Origin of the sequence: Pseudomonas sp. KCJK9016 (assembly GCF_046231795.1) — a bacterium.
Classification (GTDB): Bacteria; Pseudomonadota; Gammaproteobacteria; order Pseudomonadales; family Pseudomonadaceae; genus Aquipseudomonas; species Aquipseudomonas bananamidigenes.
In genome coordinates this window covers 275,903-293,101 of the sequence record NZ_JBJJMM010000003.1, presented here as the reverse complement: position 1 = coordinate 293,101, position 17,199 = coordinate 275,903, and the positions used below count along the sequence as shown (strand labels likewise).

The window sequence follows — 17,199 nt, the reverse complement described above, 5'->3', positions numbered from 1 at the left end:
ATAGTTCATTATGTCGGCGACTCAAAATTACGGCACTGGCCGTCGCAAGACCGCAACCGCACGCGTTTTCCTGCGTCCGGGTACTGGTAACATCTCCATCAACAACCGTTCGCTGGAAACCTTCTTCGGCCGCGAAACTGCCCGCATGGTAGTTCGTCAGCCGCTGGAGCTGACCGAGACTGTCGAGAAGTTCGACATCTACGTCACCGTGATCGGCGGTGGTGTAAGTGGTCAGGCTGGCGCAATCCGCCACGGTATCACTCGCGCTCTGATGGACTACGACGAAACCCTGCGTAGCGCCCTGCGCAAAGCTGGCTACGTCACTCGCGACGCCCGTGAAGTTGAACGTAAGAAAGTTGGTCTGCGTAAAGCGCGTAAGCGTCCGCAGTACTCGAAGCGTTAATTTCGCTTCCACGTTCAAAAAAGAACGCCCGATTCCTCACGGAACCGGGCGTTTTTTTATGCGTGCGATTTCTCGAATAATTGCGCTGTGACAACTTGCCACATTCGTAGACCCCCTATACTACAAGGCTTGAGGGCCACCCCTCCGGGTAATTACCTTGTCAGAATTGGGGGTTTTCATTACCATTCGGCAAAATTTTTATAAGTACATTGTTTCATATTTAGTAGATGCCTGATTTAACAGGCCACAAAGCTGATGGGAGAGGACTGAATGAGCAATGACGGCGTGAATGCAGGCCGGCGTCGCTTCCTGGTAGCGGCCACATCCGTGGTGGGTGCTGCAGGAGCGGTGGGGGCTGCGGTCCCGTTCGTGGGGTCATGGTTTCCCAGTGCCAAGGCGAAAGCTGCCGGCGCACCGGTGAAAGTGAATGTCAGCAAAATCGAGCCCGGACAGCAGATGATTGCTGAATGGCGCGGCCAGCCGGTATTCATTGTTCGCCGTACCGCGGAAATCCTGGGGAATCTCAAGAAGATCGAAGGCCAGCTCTCCGATCCGACCTCCAAAAACTCTACGCAACCCACCTATGTCGACCCTGAAGTGCGTTCGATCAAGCCGGAGATTCTGCTGCTGATCGGGATCTGTACGCACCTGGGTTGCTCACCGACCTTCCGTCCCGAAGTGGCGCCCGCGGATCTGGGCAAAGACTGGGTAGGCGGCTATTTCTGCCCTTGCCACGGCTCCCACTACGATCTGGCTGGCCGCGTCTACAAGTCGCAACCTGCGCCTTTGAACCTGCCAGTACCCCCGCATTCCTATGAGACCGATGATCTGATTGTCATTGGCGTCGATACGGAGAAAGCGTGATGAGCAAGTTCATGGATTGGGTCGATGCGCGCTTCCCCGCCACCAAAATGTGGGAAGACCATCTCAGCAAGTATTACGCTCCAAAAAACTTCAACTTTTTCTATTTCTTCGGCTCGCTGGCGCTGCTCGTTCTGGTCAACCAGATCGTCACCGGTGTCTGGCTGACCATGAGTTACACCCCTTCGGCGGAAGAGGCGTTTGCCTCCGTCGAATACATCATGCGCGACGTCGAGTACGGCTCGATCCTGCGTCTGCTCCATTCCACCGGCGCTTCTGCGTTCTTTATCGTGGTCTATCTGCACATGTTCCGTGGTCTGCTCTACGGTTCGTACCAGAAACCCCGCGAACTGGTGTGGGTGTTCGGCATGCTGATCTACCTGGCGCTGATGGCCGAAGCCTTCATGGGATATCTGCTGCCATGGGGTCAAATGTCTTACTGGGGCGCCCAGGTGATCATCTCGCTGTTCGGCGCGATTCCGGTCATCGGCAACGACCTGACCCAGTGGATTCGCGGTGACTACCTGATTTCCGGGATTACCCTGAACCGCTTCTTCGCCCTGCACGTGGTCGCTCTGCCGATCGTGATCCTGGGTCTGGTGGTGCTGCACATTCTGGCACTGCACGAAGTGGGTTCGAACAACCCGGACGGTGTGGACATCAAGAAGCACAAAGATGAAAACGGTGTTCCGCTGGATGGTATCGCGTTCCATCCATACTACACCGTGAAAGACATTGTCGGCGTCGTGGTGTTCCTGTTCATCTTCTGTTTCATTGTGTTCTTCTTCCCGGAAATGGGCGGCTATTTCCTCGAAAAACCAAACTTCGAACAGGCCAACCCGTTCAAGACGCCGGAACACATCGCGCCGGTCTGGTACTTCACACCGTTCTACGCGATCTTGCGTGCGGTTCCTGACAAGCTCATGGGTGTTATCGCCATGGGGGCAGCCATTGCAGTTCTGTTTGTCCTGCCATGGCTCGACCGCAGTCCCGTCAAGTCGATGCGTTACAAAGGCTGGATGAGCAAAATCTGGCTAGTGGTGTTCTGCATTTCCTTCGTGATCCTCGGCATTCTGGGGGTTCTGGCTCCGACGCCGGAGCGCACGCTGGTGTCGCAGATCTGCACCTTCCTGTACTTCGCCTACTTCATTCTGATGCCGTTCTACACCAGGCTCGAGAAGACCAAACCGGTTCCGGAAAGGGTGACTGGCTGATGAAAAAGTTATTTTTTGCTCTGATTTTTGCTGCTCTGCCTGTGCTGTCTTTCGCTGCCGAACACGGTGGCCCTGAACTGGAAAAAGTCGACATCGACGTTTCCGACAAGGCTGCCCTGCAGGATGGTGCGCGCACTTTCGCCAACTATTGCATGGGTTGCCACAGCGCCAAATTCCAGCGTTACGAGCGCGTTGCCGATGACCTCGGTATTCCGCACGAAATGATGCTGGAGAAGCTGGTGTTCACCGGTGCCAAGATCGGCGATCACATGAGCATCGGCATGCAGCCGGCAGACGCCAAGACCTGGTTCGGCGCCGCCCCGCCGGACCTGACTCTAGTGGCTCGGGTTCGCGGTACCGACTGGCTTTATGGTTATCTGCGTTCGTTCTATGAAGATCCGGCGCGTCCGTGGGGCGTGAACAACAAGGTCTTTCCGAATGTCGGCATGCCTAACGTGCTGGTCGGCCTGCAAGGTCGTCAGGTCGTAGGTTGCAAACAGGTGCAGATCGTCGAGGATGGCAAGAAGCAATTCGATCCGCTGACCGGTACGCCGTTAACTCATGAAGCCTGCGATCAGCTGACCATCGTGCCGAAAACCGGTACCTTGAACGAAGAGCAGTTCGATGAAAAGGTCAAGAATCTGGTAACCTTCCTGGCTTACTCGGCTAACCCGGTTAAGCTGCAACATCAGCGCATCGGTACTTATGTCTTGCTGTACCTGGCGTTCTTCTTTGTGTTCGCCTACCTGCTCAAGCGTGAATACTGGAAAGACGTGCACTGATAACGCTTCAAGCAATTGCTGTTAATCGCGCGCGCCCAAGGGCGCCTCTGAAAACGCAACGTCTGCACAGCCAGGTGTTGCGGGAGGCGCCCTCTGGGCGCGCGTGTTTTTCCGGCTCCGATCATTTCAACAAGCGAGGAGGATCGCCATGGGCGTGACCAATCGGTTGGCCTGTTACTCCGACCCCGCCGACCACTATTCCCACCGGGTGCGCATTGTGCTTGCTGAGAAGGGTGTAAGCGCCGAAATCATTTTTGTGGAGGCTGGTCGCCAGCCGCCTAAACTGATTGAAGTGAACCCTTATGGCAGTCTTCCGACACTGGTCGATCGCGATCTGGCGTTGTGGGAGTCGACCGTGGTGATGGAGTATCTGGATGAGCGTTACCCGCATCCGCCATTGATGCCTGTGTACCCGGTGGCGCGTGCCAACAGTCGTCTGTTGATGCATCGCATTCAGCGTGACTGGTGTGGTCTGGTGGACCTGATTCTGGATTCGCGAACCAAGGAGGCGGCTCGTGCCGTGGCGCGCAAGGAATTGCGCGAAAGCCTGACGGGTGTGTCGCCGTTGTTCGCCGACAAGCCGTTTTTCCTCAGCGAGGAACAAAGTCTGGTGGATTGCTGCCTATTGCCAATACTCTGGCGTTTGCCGATTCTGGGTATAGAACTGCCGCGGCCGGCCAAGCCGCTGCTTGATTATATGGAGCGTCAATTTGCGCGTGAGGCTTTCCAGGCGAGTCTGTCTGGCGTCGAACGCGACATGCGCTAAGGCTTAAGGAGCCGCTATGAACTCCAGTCGACCTTATCTGGTCCGCGCGCTCTACGAGTGGATTGTGGATAACGATTGCACCCCGCACATGCTGGTCAATTCCGAATATCCGGCGGTGCAGGTGCCGCAAGGTTTTGCCAGTGATGGACAAATTGTCCTGAATATTTCACCAAGTGCCGTGCGACATCTGCACATGGACAACGACGTCGTGACCTTCGAAGGTCGCTTCGGTGGCGTTCCGCACAGTCTGTACGTGCCGATTGCCGCGATCCTGGGTATTTACGCCAGGGAGAACGGTCAGGGCATGGTGTTCGATCTGGAGTCGCCGATGGATGACGAAGACGAGATCGAGCAGGATGACGATGTTCCGCCACCGGACAGCGAGCCACCGCGCCCTAGCGGTCGACCGAGCCTGAAAGTGGTGAAGTAATAAAAAAGGCGATCCCGACCGGATCGCCTTTTTTGTGCCTGCAGGTTTTGTGTCAATCGATGTATTCGAACAGCTTCACGATCTTCTGCACGCCGGATACACCCTGTACCAGATTGGCAGCCTGGGTGGCCTCCTGTCTGGTCAGCAGGCCCAGCAGGTACACGATGCCGTTCTCGGTCACGACCTTGATGCGCGAGCCCGGAATGCTGGCGTCGGTGAGCATCTGGGTTTTGATCTTGGTTGTCAGCCAGGAGTCGTTCTGGCGGGCGAGGAAGCTCGAAGGTGCAATCACTTGCAGCTCGTTGTGCACTTTCTTCACGCGCTGTACGTTGGCGGCAGCCTGCTCGGCCTTGGCCTTGAGGTCCTCGCGAGGCGTCTGGCCAGCGAGCAGTACGACACCATTGAAGCTGGTGACGACGATGTGGGAATCGTTATCCAGGGCCGGATCGGCCTTGGCCACGTTGACACCGACTTTGGTTTCGATCAGCGAGTCGTCAATTTTGCTGCCGAAGGTGCGTGTGCCGCGATCGTCTTCGATCGGTGCTTCGCGGCTGGCGTTCACCACCGAGGTGCAGCCGGTTATGCCCAGGCAAAGGGTCAAGGCCAGAAGGCCAAGGCGATTAGGGGTCATTCTTCACTCCCGAACAGTTGGCTGTCGATCAGATCGCAGAGGCAATGGATCGCCAGCAAGTGGACTTCCTGAATACGCGCAGTGACGTTGGCCGGTACGCGGATTTCGACGTCTTCAGGCAGCAGCAGCGAAGCCATGCCGCCGCCGTCGCGTCCGGTCAAAGCTACGACAATCATTTCGCGATCATGTGCGGCCTGGATCGCTTGAATAATGTTCGCCGAGTTACCGCTGGTCGAAATCGCCAGCAACACATCACCCGGCTGGCCGAGTGCGCGTATCTGCTTGGAGAACACTTCGTTGTAGCTGTAATCGTTGGCGATCGAAGTGATGGTCGAGCTGTCGGTGGTCAAGGCAATGGCCGGCAGGCTCGGGCGCTCACGCTCGAAACGGTTGAGCAATTCCGAAGAAAAGTGCTGGGCATCGCCGGCAGAGCCGCCATTGCCGCACGAGAGCATTTTCCCCTCGTTAAGCAGGGCGTTGACCATTACCTGGCTGGCTTGCTCGATGTGCGGTGCAAGTACGTCCATCGCCTGTTGCTTGGTGTCGATACTGGCCTGGAAAAGCTGGCGAATTCGGGATTGCATGTCCATCTGTGTGACCTTAATTGGCGCGGCTGTCCGGCACATGAATGTGCAGCCCGCAAAACAAAGAGCAAAAGTGTTGAGTGAAAGTGTCTGGTGGATGCAGGCAGTCAAGTGTCGAACGCATTCTGCAACCAGTTCAACTGATCCTGATGGCTGTCGATGGCCACCACGTCGAAGCGGCAAGGGGAATTTGCCCAACGCGACTCGTGCTGAAGAAAATATTCTGCGGCAAAAATCAGTTTCTGCCGTTTGCGTCCGTCGATACTGGCGAGCGCGCCACCCCATTGAGTGTTCTTTCGATAACGTACTTCAACGAATACTACTGTATCGCCATCGAGCATGACCAGATCAAGCTCGCCGCGTTTGCATGCCCAGTTCTGCGCCAGGAGGCGCAGACCCTGGTGTTGCAGATGCTCGAGCGCCCGGCGCTCGGCATCCTTGCCGCTTTGCAGGTGTGACCTGTCAGGCATCAGCGCGGAGTGTCCGGCAGACGCTGGATCTGGCCGCTGACAAACTGGGCCCATGGCAACTGGCGCACGACGCGTTGGCTCTGGGTCATGCCCAGGCTGCCCGACAGGCCTTCGATGCGGCTGTCCGGCAAGGTCTTGAGCTGGCTCAGGCGTGGGGCCAGGCGATAGGCATCCGCGCCCATCGCATACAGGCGACCGAGGCTGCCGGAGGCTTGCGGCCATTGTGCGGTGACCTGTTTGCGCAGCGGATCGTTGGCGTCCAGCAACCATGGGGTTTCGCAGAAGCGTACGCCGTTCATGTCGTTGTACTGGTTCACGTCGCCGCTGGCGCTGAACACATGGGAGGTCGCGTAGACCGGCACGTCGCCGGCGTACTGGAAGTTCAGGGTCGGCTTGATCTGCTGGGCCTGTTGAGGGGTTGCGGCGAGGAAGATGAACTCGATGTCCTGGCGGCGCGAAGGCTGTGCGGCGACGTTGGTGCCGGCGGCATTCTGCAGGCTCTTGGCGCGGGCTTCGCTCTGGCGCAGCTGGAACATGTCGGCGATCTGCTGGGCCAGTTGCACGGGCTGGTCGACGCGCTCGGTGGCGACAATGCTGCCGCCGTTGGCTTGCCAGTCCTGGCTGAATGCACGCAGGACGCGGTCACCCCATTCGCCTTTCGGCACCATGATCGCGGCGCGGTGCAGGCCGTCGGCGCGGGCGCGACGGGATACTTCGCGAGCTTCGTCTTCAGCGGCGAGGCCGAACTGGAACAGTTGCGCCGGGCCCTGGTCGCCTTCGCTGTAGTTCAGCGCCAGAGTGGTGATCGGCAGTTGCGGACGGGTGCTCAGCTGTTTGACCAGCGGTTTTTCCAGTGGTCCGACAACCAGTTGCACGCCGTCAGCCTGGGCCTTGCGATAGAACTCGTCCATGCTGGTCAGGTGCGAGCTGTCGTAGAACACGATGGCCGGTGGTTTCTGGCCGGCTTGCTGGGCCTGGTAGTGCGCGGCCATGAAGCCGTCACGCAGGGCCTTGCCAACCGAGGCCAGCTGGCCGTCCTGTGGCAACAGCAGGGCGATCTTGCTCAGAGGCTGGCTGGCCAGCTCCTTGAGTTTGGTCAGTGGCAGCGGCAGGTTGATGGCGGCCGGGTGTTTCGGGTGCTGCGAACGCCAGTCGTCGATGGCGGCCTGTTGCTGTTCCAGGGTGCCGGCGGTTTTCACGGCCAGGGCCAGGCTCATCCAGCCTGCGAGGTCGTCGGTCCCGTTGGGTTGCAATTGGTCGGTCGGCAGCGAGGCGATCAGGGTCCAGATGGCTTCGTGGTTCTTGCTGGCAGCTTCGCCTTCGAGCATCGGTGCGATGAAGATGCGTTCGCGAGCGGCAGCTAGTGTCTGGCCATCGGCTTCGAGAGCACGGGCGTGAACCGTACCGGCGCGAACCTGCAGCGGAATCGACATTTCACTCAGGCGCTGCAGGCTTGGGTGATTCAAGGCTGTCAGCGCGGCTTTCGGCTGGTTGCGGGTCATGGCCAGTTCGGCGGACAGGGTGCTGGCGAAGGCCTGCTGACCTGGCTGGAGCTGCTCCATCGGCACTTGTTGCAGGATCTGCGCGGACTGTCCGGCATTGCCCTGGCGGTAAGCCAGGTCTGCGGCGCTCAGGCGCAGCAGTGCAGCCTTGTCCGGCGATTTGGCCTGGGCGGCCTGTTCGAGCAGTTGCTCGATGCTGGCATCCGGTGTCCGTGGAAGTTCGCCAAGGCTGGAGGAAGGGGAGCTGGCGCAGGCCGCCAGCAAGGCAGCGAGGCAGAGGGCAGTGAACAGCCGCAGGCAAGCGATCATGTAAGTGTTCCTGATACTCGATCAAATTAGCGTCGAATTGTACCCAAGCGCTGGCCGGGGCGCGATGTTACTGGTGTGAAACCGTCAATTTAGCTGATGTAAATGTTGCACGACCGCACAATGGTGCGACAAACCATGTCTGCCGCGACCGCATCGTCGGTCGCGCGACGCGCTACAATGGCGGCTTTTACCGATCATGAGGTGTGCGCTTTGACTGCTCCAGGTGCTTTGAATTCCGCTGCGGGCTCGCTTTATGTGGTGGCGACGCCCATCGGCAACCTGGATGACATCAGCGCCCGGGCGTTGAAGATTCTGCGAGAAGTGGCGCTGATTGCCGCCGAAGACACGCGCCACTCACAGCGACTGATGCAGCATTTCGGTATCAGCACGCCGCTTGCGGCCTGCCATGAGCACAACGAACGTGATGAAGGCAGTCGCTTCATCACTCGTCTGTTGGCTGGCGACAATGTGGCGCTGATCTCCGATGCCGGTACGCCGCTGATTTCAGATCCGGGTTATCACCTGGTGCGCCAGGCGCGTGCCGCCGGGATCAATGTGGTGCCGGTGCCGGGAGCCTGTGCATTGATCGCAGCGTTGTCGGCAGCGGGTCTGCCCTCTGACCGCTTCATCTTTGAAGGCTTTCTGCCGGCCAAGGCTGTTGGCCGCAAGGCGCGCCTGGAAGCCATCAAGGAAGAGCCGCGCACGCTGATCTTCTACGAGGCACCACATCGTATTCTCGAGTGCCTGCAGGATATGGAAACTGTGTTTGGTGCAGATCGCCCGGCATTGCTCGCCCGGGAAATCACCAAGACCTTTGAAACGCTCAAGGGCCTGCCGCTGGCCGAGTTGCGTGCGTTCGTCGAGGCGGATGGCAATCAGCAGCGTGGCGAGTGTGTGGTGGTGGTGGCTGGCTGGACCGCGCCGGAATCCGAAGACGCCGTCAGCAGCGAGGCGATGCGCATTCTTAATCTGTTGCTCGAAGAGATGCCGCTAAAGCGTGCGGCGGCGCTGGCGGCGCAAATCACCGGTGAGCGCAAAAACGTGTTGTATCAGGTTGCGCTGGATCAGCAAAAAGACACGTAACCGGTCGCGCAGAGCCGTTCGCGGGCTATTAGCGCTTGTTCTTCGGCCGCTCTGCCGTTAACCTGCGCGGCGGAGAGTCGATCGGACAGTCGCTGCCCTCTATGAAAATTAGGGGGGGGAGGAAAGTCCGGGCTCCATAGGGCGAAGTGCCAGGTAATGCCTGGGAGGCGTGAGCCTACGGAAAGTGCCACAGAAAATAACCGCCTAAGTGCTTCGGCACCGGTAAGGGTGAAAAGGTGCGGTAAGAGCGCACCGCACGTCTGGCAACAGTTCGTGGCTAGGTAAACCCCACTTGGAGCAAGACCAAATAGGGTCCCAAGGCGTGGCCCGCGCTGGGACCGGGTAGGTTGCTAAAGATGTCCAGTGATGGCCATCGTAGACGAATGACTGTTCAAGACAGAACCCGGCTTACAGATCGACTCTCCATCTTTTTCTTTTCCCTGCTTGAATTAAAGGCGACAGGGCTGTTTATTATCAGCAGGCCTGTGCTGGAAATCCGGCAGCGGCAACCGCAGTAATAGCCATTTCCCACCTTGCTTCAATCAACAGCAGAAGCGCTTTTGTAATACCGAAAAAATCTTACTCTTAACAAATTACTTTAACTTTCGAGCGCAGCTCTCAGTGCTGTCTCAAGTTATTGGATAAAAGCATCCGCCGGATTCTCGTTGCTCCTCCCTTTATGCTCCTAAATCTCCGTTCTGTAAGGGTTTTCCTTTGATCCGCGCCTTGACGGTGTGGTGGGCGCATTCCTATAGTGTGCGCAAGTGGCGGAAAGTGGCATGAAGTGGGTTTTTTGAGCTCAAAACGATAAAAATTGGAGAAACGCTGACGTGTTTCGCGGAGCTAACGCTATCAGTCTCGACGCAAAGGGCCGTCTCGCCATGCCGAGCCGGTACCGTGACGAGCTCGTTTCGCGTAGTTCCGGCCAGTTGATCGTGACCATCGATGCCGTTGATCCGTGTCTGTGTGTCTACCCGCTCGACGAGTGGGAAATTATTGAAACCAAGTTGCGCGCGCTTCCTTCGCTCCGTGAAGAGAACCGTCGTCTGCAGCGTTTATTGATTGGTAATGCCGTCGACCTCGAACTCGACGGCAGTGGTCGTTTTCTGGTGCCGCCGCGCCTGCGTGAATACGCAAAGCTGGACAAGCGCGCGATGCTCGTCGGCCAACTGAACAAGTTCCAGCTGTGGGACGAAGATGCCTGGAATGCGGTTTCTGCCGCTGACCTGGCTGCCATACAACAACCGGGCGCCATGCCTGACGAACTGCGTGATCTGATCCTGTGACTATTGATAGCGGCTTTAACCACATCACCGTACTGCTTGACGAAGCCGTCGAGGCTCTCGCCGTACGTCCTGATGGCTGCTATCTGGACGGTACGTTCGGACGCGGCGGGCACAGCCGGCTGATCCTCAGCAAGCTCGGACCGGATGGCCGGCTCATCGGATTCGACAAGGATCCTCAAGCGATTGCTACCGGGCAAACGCTAGCGGCCGAAGACGGCCGCTTTGTCGTTGTGCAGCGCAGCTTTGCCGAACTCGGCTCGGAAGTTGCCGAGCGCGGTCTGGCCGGCAAGGTCAGCGGCATTCTGCTCGATCTCGGCGTGTCTTCGCCGCAGCTTGACGATGCCGAGCGTGGTTTCAGTTTCCTCAATGACGGTCCGCTGGACATGCGCATGGATCCGTCTCGTGGGATCAGCGCAGCCGAGTTCGTCAATACCGCTCCGGTGGAAGAAATCGCCCGGGTATTCAAGGAATACGGTGAGGAGCGCTTCTCCGGTCGCATGGCCCGTGCCGTGGCCGAGCGCCGTGACATCACCCCGTTCGAGCGTACCGCCGACCTGGCTGAGGTCTTGAAAGTCGCCAACCCGGCGTGGGAAAAGGGCAAAAACCCGGCGACCCGTGCATTCCAGGGGCTACGCATTCACGTCAACAACGAGTTGGGCGATCTTGAGGCCGGCCTCGAAGCTGCACTTGAGTGCCTGGAGGTCGGTGGCCGTCTGGTCGTGATCAGCTTCCACTCGCTGGAAGACCGCATCGTCAAACTGTTCATGCGCAAGCTGGTGAAAGGCGAAGCCGACAACCTGCCTCGCAACCTGCCGGTTCGCCACGTTGCGTTCGAACCGAAAATCAAGATCCATGGCAAAGCGCAGACGGCCTCCGACGCCGAACTCAAGGCCAACCCTCGTTCTCGTAGCGCCGTCATGCGCGTCGCGGAGAAACTTCGGTGAGCAAGCTTTTCGCCAAGCCACTGCCCGGCGGCAGCTTCATCATGCTGCTGCTTTTCATCGGTGTGCTCGTGTCGGCCATCGGCGTTTCCTATAGCGCTCATTGGAGCCGGCAGTTGCTCAACACCCTTTACAACGAACTCAGCGTGCGCGACAAGGCGCAGGCCGAGTGGGGTCGCCTGATTCTCGAGCAAAGCACCTGGACCGCGCACAGCCGGATCGAAGTGCTGGCCACCGAACAACTGAAAATGCACATCCCCGGCGCGGCTGACGTGAAGATGGTGGCGCCATGATGAAACTCGAAGGGGCACTCTTCCCGTGGCGCTTCCGTCTGGTAGTCGCTCTGCTGGGCATGATGGTGGCCGCAATCTGCTGGCGGATCATCGATCTGCAAGTGATCGACCGTGACTTCCTCAAGGGCCAGGGCGATGCGCGCAGCGTTCGTCATATTCCGATTCCGGCGCACCGTGGCCTGATCACCGATCGCAATGGCGAGCCTCTGGCGGTGAGTACGCCAGTGACCACGCTGTGGGCCAACGCCAAGGAAATGCAACTGGCCAAGGAAAAATGGCCGGCACTGGCAGCCGCGCTGGGGCAGGATCCGAAAGCCCTGGCCGAACGTCTCGAAGCCCAGGCCAACAAGGAATTCATTTATCTGGTGCGCGGGCTGACCCCCGAGCAGGGTCAGGCCGTGCTCGACCTGAAAGTGCCGGGCGTCTATGGCATCGAAGAATTCCGCCGGTTTTATCCGGCCGGTGAGGTCACCGCGCACATGGTCGGGTTTACCGACATCGACGACCACGGCCGCGAAGGCGTCGAACTGGCCTATGACGAGTGGCTGGCCGGCGTACCCGGCAAGCGGCAGGTCATCAAGGATCGGCGCGGTCGGCTGATCAAGGATGTCCAGGTCACCAAGAACGCCAAGGCCGGCAAGCCCTTGGCGTTGTCCATTGACCTGCGCCTGCAATACCTGGCCAACCGCGAACTGCGCAACGCGATCATCGAGAACGGCGCGAAGGCCGGCAGTCTGGTGATCATGGATGTGAAGACCGGCGAGATCCTCGCCATGGTCAACCAGCCGACCTACAACCCGAACAACCGTCGCAACCTGCAGCCGGCGATGATGCGTAACCGCGCAATGATCGACGTGTTCGAGCCAGGCTCGACCATGAAGGCGATCTCGATGAGCGCCGCGATCGAGACCGGACGCTGGAAACCGAGCGACACCGTCGAGGTGTATCCGGGCTCCCTGCAGATCGGTAAATACACCATCAAGGACGTATCCAAGACCGAAGGTCCGGTGCTTGACCTGACCGGCATTCTGATCAATTCCAGTAACGTCGGCATGAGCAAGGTCGCGTTCGACATCGGCGGCGAAACCATTTTCCGTCTCGCGCAGAAAGTCGGGCTCGGGCAGGACACCGGTCTCGGTTTTCCGGGCGAGCGTGTCGGCAACCTGCCGAACTACCGCGAGTGGCGCAAGGCTGAAACCGCAACGCTGTCCTATGGCTATGGTGTTTCGGTAACCGCGATCCAGCTGGTGCACGCGTTCTCGGCGCTGGCCAACAACGGTCGTCTCGCGCCGCTGACCCTGATCAAAACCGACAAGGTGCCGCAGACCACCCAGGTCCTGCCGGAAGCTGTGGCGAAAACCATGCAAGGCATGCTGCAACAGGTGATCGAAGCCCCGCGCGGCGTATTCCGTGCTCAGGTGCCGGCCTATCACGTGGCCGGCAAGTCGGGTACGGCGCGCAAGACTTCGGTCGGCACCAAGGGCTATGCCGAAAACTCCTATCGCTCGCTGTTCGCCGGTTTCGGCCCGATGAGCGATCCGCGTTACGCCATCGTTGTTGTGATCGATGAGCCGACCAAGGCCGGTTACTTCGGTGGCCTGGTATCGGCACCGGTGTTCAGCCGTGTGATGTCCGGCACCCTGCGCCTGATGAATATCACCCCGGACAACCTGCCGACGACCCAACAAGCCAACGCCACCCCGGTTGTTCCGCTGAAAGCCAATGGAGGGCGCGGCTGATGTCTCTGAGTCTGAACAAGATTTTCCCTCACGCCGGCCACGATCTGCTGATCCGTGAATTGGCCCTCGACAGCCGCAATGTGCGCGCAGGTGACCTGTTTCTCGCTGTGCCGGGCGGCAAATTCGATGGCCGTGCCCACATTGCCGATGCACTGGCTCGTGGCGCAGCGGCGGTCGCTTATGAAGTGGAAGGCGCCACCGTGCTGCCGATTACTGATGTGCCGCTGATTCCGGTCAAGGGCCTGGCAGCGCAGCTGTCGGATATCGCCGGTCGTTTTTACGGTGAGCCCAGCCATCATCTGAACCTGGTGGGCGTGACCGGCACCAACGGCAAGACCAGCGTGACCCAATTGGTGGCTCAGGCGCTGGATCTTCTTGGTCAGCATTGCGGCATCGTCGGTACCCTCGGTTCCGGCTTTCATGGCTCGCTGCAGAGCGGAATGCACACCACACCGAATCCGATTGCCATGCAGGCCACGCTGGGCGACCTGAAAAAGGCCGGTGCCAAAGCCGTGGCCATGGAAGTCTCGTCCCACGGTCTGGATCAGGGGCGGGTCACCGCGCTGGCGTTTGATGTGGCGGTGATGACCAACCTGTCCCGTGATCACCTCGATTACCACGGCACCATGGAGGCGTACGCAGAGGCCAAGGCCAAGCTGTTTGCCTGGAATGACCTGAAGTGCCGCGTAGTCAATCTGGACGACGATTTCGGCCGGCAACTGGCCGCTGAAAAGCGTGAGTCGCGCCTGATCACTTACAGCCTGCTCGACAGCAGCGCCTATCTGTATGTCCGTGAGGCGCAGTTCGACGACCACGGCGTGCGTGCCACGCTGGTCACGCCTCAGGGCGAACATCATCTGCGCAGCACGCTGCTGGGGCGGTTCAACCTGAGCAACATACTGGCTGCTGTCGGTGCCTTGCTGGGGCTGGATTACGCTCTCGACGAAATCCTCGACGTGCTGCCGAAACTCGAAGGCCCGGCCGGACGCATGCAGCGTCTTGGCGGTGGCACACAACCTCTGGTAGTGGTCGATTACGCCCACACGCCGGATGCGCTGGAAAAAGTCCTGACCGCACTGCGCCCGCACGTCAAAGGCCGGTTGCTGTGCCTGTTCGGCTGTGGCGGTGATCGTGATCGCGGCAAGCGTCCGTTGATGGCCGAAGTGGTCGAGCGTCTGGCCGATCGCGTGCTGGTCACCGATGACAATCCACGTACCGAAGATCCAGCCGTCATTTTTGAAGACATCCGCGCCGGCTTCACGGCTGTGGATAACGTGACATTCATGGCCGGTCGTGGCCAGGCCATCGCGCAACTGATCGCCAGTGCATCGGCCGATGACGTGGTCGTCCTGGCCGGCAAGGGGCACGAGGACTATCAGGAAATCAACGGTGTTCGCCACGCCTTCTCTGATCTGGTCGAGGCCGATCATGCCCTGACCGCCTGGGAGGTGGCCCATGCTTAAGGCCCTGAAACTCAGTGAACTGACCAATGCTCTCGACGCACGACTGATCAGCGCGGACGCCAGTTTTGACGGTGTGAGCATCGACAGCCGTGCGATCAAGGCCGGCCAGCTGTTTATTGCCCTGACCGGCCCGCGTTTCGACGGTCATGATTATCTGAATGAAGTGGCCGCCAAAGGCGCGGTCGCTGCACTGGTCGAACGCGAAGTCGCCGACAGCGCGCTGCCGCAGCTGCTGGTCAAGGACACCCGTCAGGCCCTCGGCCAGCTGGGGGCGCTGAACCGCGCGGCGTTCACTCAGCCGGTCGCGGCCATCACCGGCTCCAGCGGCAAGACAACGGTCAAGGAAATGCTCGCCAGCATCCTGCGCACTCGTGGCGCCGTGCTCGCCACCCGTGGCAACCTGAACAACGATCTGGGCGCACCGTTGACCCTGCTCGAACTGGCCCCGGAACATACGGCGGCGGTGATCGAACTGGGCGCCTCGCGTCTGGGCGAAATCGCCTACACCGTCGGCCTGACCCGGCCGCACGTGGCGATTCTGAACAATGCCGGCACTGCACATGTCGGTGAGTTCGGCGGTCCGGAAAAAATCGTCGAGGCCAAAGGCGAGATCATCGATGGTCTGGCGGCGGATGGCATTGCCGTATTGAACCTGGACGACAAGGCCTTCGGTATCTGGAAGACCCGCGCCGGCGCACGCAAAGTGCTGACCTTCTCCCTGGGCAATCCCCAGGCAGATTTTTACGCCAGCGACCTGAGCACCGACGCCCGTGGTTGCCCGGCCTTCAACCTGCATACACCTGAAGGTGTCGAGCATGTTCAGTTGAACCTGCTCGGCACGCACAACGTTGCCAATGCCATGGCCGCCGCTGCAGCCGCTCACGCTCTGGGCGTGTCTCTGTTCGGCATCGCCACCGGGCTTGGCGCGGTCCAGCCGGTCAAGGGTCGCGCCGTCGCGCAACTGGCGAAAAACGGCATGCGCGTGATCGATGACACTTACAACGCGAACCCCACCTCCATGTGCGCGGCCGTTGATATACTCGCCGGCTTTTCCGGCCGCACCGTCCTGGTGCTCGGGGATATCGGCGAGTTGGGCGACTGGGCGGAGCAGGGGCACCGCGACGTGGGCGAATACGCCCGGGGCAAGGTTTCCGCGCTTTACGCCGTCGGGCCGAACATGGTCCACGCCGTGAACGCATTCGGTAACGAGGCGCATCACTTCGGCACACAGGCCGAACTGATCCAGGCCCTCGGCGCCGAGCAGGACAAAAACACCACCATTTTGATCAAGGGTTCGCGCAGCGCGGCGATGGAAAACATCGTTGCGGCCCTGTGCGGGTCCAGTCTGGAGAAACATTAATGCTGCTGCTGCTAGCGGAGTATCTGCAACAGTTCTACAAAGGCTTCGCGGTCTTCCAGTACCTGACCCTGCGCGGGATCCTCGGTGTGCTGACCGCGCTGGTCCTGTCGCTGTGCTACGGCCCGTGGATGATCCGCACCCTGCAGAACCGTCAGATCGGCCAATCGGTTCGTAACGATGGTCCGCAATCGCACTTGTCCAAATCCGGTACGCCGACCATGGGTGGCGCACTGATCCTGTCCTCCATCGGTGTCAGCACCCTGTTGTGGGCTGACCTGAGCAACCGTTACGTCTGGGTCGTGCTGCTGGTGACCCTGCTGTTCGGCGCCATCGGCTGGGTCGACGACTACCGCAAAGTGATCGAGAAGAACTCCCGTGGTCTGCCAAGTCGCTGGAAATATTTCTGGCAGTCGGTGTTCGGCCTCGGCGCGGCGATCTTCCTTTATATGACTGCCGCCACGCCGGTGGAAACCACCCTGATCCTGCCGATGCTCAAGGACTACAGCATTCCGCTGGGCGCCGGTTTCATCGTGCTGACCTACTTCGTGATCGTCGGCTCGAGCAACGCGGTCAACCTGACCGACGGCCTCGACGGTCTGGCGATCATGCCGACGGTGATGGTCGGCGGTGGCCTGGGCATTTTCTGCTACCTGTCGGGTAACGTGAAATTCGCTGAATACCTGTTGATCCCGTACGTCCCGGGTGCAGGCGAACTGATCGTGTTCTGCGGTGCGCTGATCGGCGCGGGTCTGGGCTTCCTGTGGTTCAACACCTACCCGGCGCAGGTCTTCATGGGCGACGTCGGCGCACTGGCGCTGGGCGCAGCCCTGGGCACCATCGCGGTGATCGTCCGTCAGGAAATCGTCCTGTTCATCATGGGCGGCGTGTTTGTGATGGAAACCCTGTCAGTCGTCATTCAGGTAGCGTCCTTCAAACTGACCGGTCGCCGTGTGTTCCGCATGGCGCCGATCCACCACCACTTTGAACTCAAGGGCTGGCCCGAGCCGCGCGTGATCGTCCGTTTCTGGATCATCACTGTGATTCTCGTGCTGATCGGCCTTGCCACCCTGAAGCTGAGGTAG

18 protein-coding genes and 1 other RNA gene are annotated in these 17,199 nt (G+C 59.6%); 15 read left to right on the top strand and 4 right to left on the bottom strand.

Annotated elements, in window-relative coordinates:
* The first annotated feature begins 10 nt into the window (after positions 1-10).
* The 6 genes from rpsI to ACK6BI_RS04440 all read left to right on the top strand — a co-directional run bounded on the left by rpsI (position 11) and on the right by ACK6BI_RS04440 (position 4,456).
* Complete coding sequence (rpsI, locus tag ACK6BI_RS04465; RefSeq protein ID WP_065261675.1) at positions 11-403, top strand: 30S ribosomal protein S9; 393 nt, start codon at positions 11-13, stop codon at positions 401-403.
* Between the two features lie 270 nt (positions 404-673).
* Positions 674-1,267, top strand: coding sequence for a ubiquinol-cytochrome c reductase iron-sulfur subunit (gene petA / locus ACK6BI_RS04460; protein WP_003228055.1), 594 nt, complete (start codon positions 674-676; stop codon positions 1,265-1,267).
* On the top strand, positions 1,267-2,478 hold the full coding sequence (locus ACK6BI_RS04455) for a cytochrome bc complex cytochrome b subunit (RefSeq protein WP_065261493.1): 1,212 nt from the start codon (positions 1,267-1,269) through the stop codon (positions 2,476-2,478). Before petA ends, ACK6BI_RS04455 begins: the two co-directional genes overlap by 1 nt.
* Complete coding sequence (locus tag ACK6BI_RS04450) at positions 2,478-3,260, top strand: cytochrome c1 (RefSeq protein ID WP_065261494.1); 783 nt, start codon at positions 2,478-2,480, stop codon at positions 3,258-3,260. Before ACK6BI_RS04455 ends, ACK6BI_RS04450 begins: the two co-directional genes overlap by 1 nt.
* A 148-nt stretch (positions 3,261-3,408) precedes the next feature.
* A complete protein-coding gene (locus ACK6BI_RS04445) occupies positions 3,409-4,026 on the top strand; it encodes a glutathione S-transferase N-terminal domain-containing protein (protein WP_065261495.1) in 618 nt (205 codons plus the stop codon).
* A gap of 16 nt (positions 4,027-4,042) precedes the next feature.
* Positions 4,043-4,456: a ClpXP protease specificity-enhancing factor gene (locus ACK6BI_RS04440; protein WP_007956787.1), complete on the top strand. Its 414-nt coding sequence runs from the start codon at positions 4,043-4,045 to the stop codon at positions 4,454-4,456.
* Between the two features lie 52 nt (positions 4,457-4,508).
* Here the strand turns inward: ACK6BI_RS04440 and ACK6BI_RS04435 are convergent, their stop codons facing one another.
* The 4 genes from ACK6BI_RS04435 to ACK6BI_RS04420 all read right to left on the bottom strand — a co-directional run bounded on the left by ACK6BI_RS04435 (position 4,509) and on the right by ACK6BI_RS04420 (position 7,952).
* Positions 4,509-5,087 carry a BON domain-containing protein gene (locus tag ACK6BI_RS04435; protein ID WP_065261497.1) on the bottom strand — a complete coding sequence of 193 codons (579 nt, stop codon included), beginning with the start codon at positions 5,085-5,087 and terminating at the stop codon, positions 4,509-4,511.
* A complete protein-coding gene (locus ACK6BI_RS04430) occupies positions 5,084-5,677 on the bottom strand; it encodes a phosphoheptose isomerase (RefSeq protein WP_007928463.1) in 594 nt (197 codons plus the stop codon). The genes ACK6BI_RS04435 and ACK6BI_RS04430 overlap by 4 nt, the downstream gene beginning before the upstream one ends.
* A gap of 101 nt (positions 5,678-5,778) precedes the next feature.
* The gene (locus ACK6BI_RS04425) at positions 5,779-6,141 is read right to left on the bottom strand and encodes a YraN family protein (protein ID WP_409316127.1); all 363 of its coding nucleotides are present in this window, start codon (positions 6,139-6,141) and stop codon (positions 5,779-5,781) included.
* A complete protein-coding gene (locus tag ACK6BI_RS04420; protein ID WP_409316126.1) occupies positions 6,141-7,952 on the bottom strand; it encodes a penicillin-binding protein activator in 1,812 nt (603 codons plus the stop codon). Before ACK6BI_RS04420 ends, ACK6BI_RS04425 begins: the two co-directional genes overlap by 1 nt.
* 177 nt (positions 7,953-8,129) lie before the next feature.
* Here ACK6BI_RS04420 and rsmI point away from each other — a divergent pair, with 177 nt between their 5' ends.
* From rsmI to mraY, 9 genes are all read left to right on the top strand, one after another.
* A complete protein-coding gene (rsmI, locus tag ACK6BI_RS04415) occupies positions 8,130-9,035 on the top strand; it encodes a 16S rRNA (cytidine(1402)-2'-O)-methyltransferase (protein WP_409316147.1) in 906 nt (301 codons plus the stop codon).
* Between the two features lie 73 nt (positions 9,036-9,108).
* Positions 9,109-9,462, top strand: an RNA gene (gene rnpB, locus ACK6BI_RS04410) — RNase P RNA component class A.
* A 403-nt stretch (positions 9,463-9,865) separates the two neighbouring features.
* On the top strand, positions 9,866-10,321 hold the full coding sequence (gene mraZ, locus ACK6BI_RS04405) for a division/cell wall cluster transcriptional repressor MraZ (protein ID WP_003205355.1): 456 nt from the start codon (positions 9,866-9,868) through the stop codon (positions 10,319-10,321).
* On the top strand, positions 10,318-11,265 hold the full coding sequence (gene rsmH / locus ACK6BI_RS04400; protein WP_409316125.1) for a 16S rRNA (cytosine(1402)-N(4))-methyltransferase RsmH: 948 nt from the start codon (positions 10,318-10,320) through the stop codon (positions 11,263-11,265). The genes mraZ and rsmH overlap by 4 nt, the downstream gene beginning before the upstream one ends.
* Positions 11,262-11,555: a cell division protein FtsL gene (ftsL, locus tag ACK6BI_RS04395; RefSeq protein ID WP_409316124.1), complete on the top strand. Its 294-nt coding sequence runs from the start codon at positions 11,262-11,264 to the stop codon at positions 11,553-11,555. The genes rsmH and ftsL overlap by 4 nt, the downstream gene beginning before the upstream one ends.
* On the top strand, positions 11,555-13,294 hold the full coding sequence (locus ACK6BI_RS04390; RefSeq protein ID WP_409316146.1) for a peptidoglycan D,D-transpeptidase FtsI family protein: 1,740 nt from the start codon (positions 11,555-11,557) through the stop codon (positions 13,292-13,294). The genes ftsL and ACK6BI_RS04390 overlap by 1 nt, the downstream gene beginning before the upstream one ends.
* Entirely contained in the window at positions 13,294-14,757 is a 1,464-nt protein-coding gene (locus ACK6BI_RS04385; protein WP_409316123.1) for a UDP-N-acetylmuramoyl-L-alanyl-D-glutamate--2,6-diaminopimelate ligase, read from the top strand. Before ACK6BI_RS04390 ends, ACK6BI_RS04385 begins: the two co-directional genes overlap by 1 nt.
* A complete protein-coding gene (gene murF / locus ACK6BI_RS04380) occupies positions 14,750-16,117 on the top strand; it encodes a UDP-N-acetylmuramoyl-tripeptide--D-alanyl-D-alanine ligase (RefSeq protein WP_409316122.1) in 1,368 nt (455 codons plus the stop codon). Before ACK6BI_RS04385 ends, murF begins: the two co-directional genes overlap by 8 nt.
* The gene (gene mraY / locus ACK6BI_RS04375) at positions 16,117-17,199 is read left to right on the top strand and encodes a phospho-N-acetylmuramoyl-pentapeptide-transferase (RefSeq protein ID WP_015096766.1); all 1,083 of its coding nucleotides are present in this window, start codon (positions 16,117-16,119) and stop codon (positions 17,197-17,199) included. Before murF ends, mraY begins: the two co-directional genes overlap by 1 nt.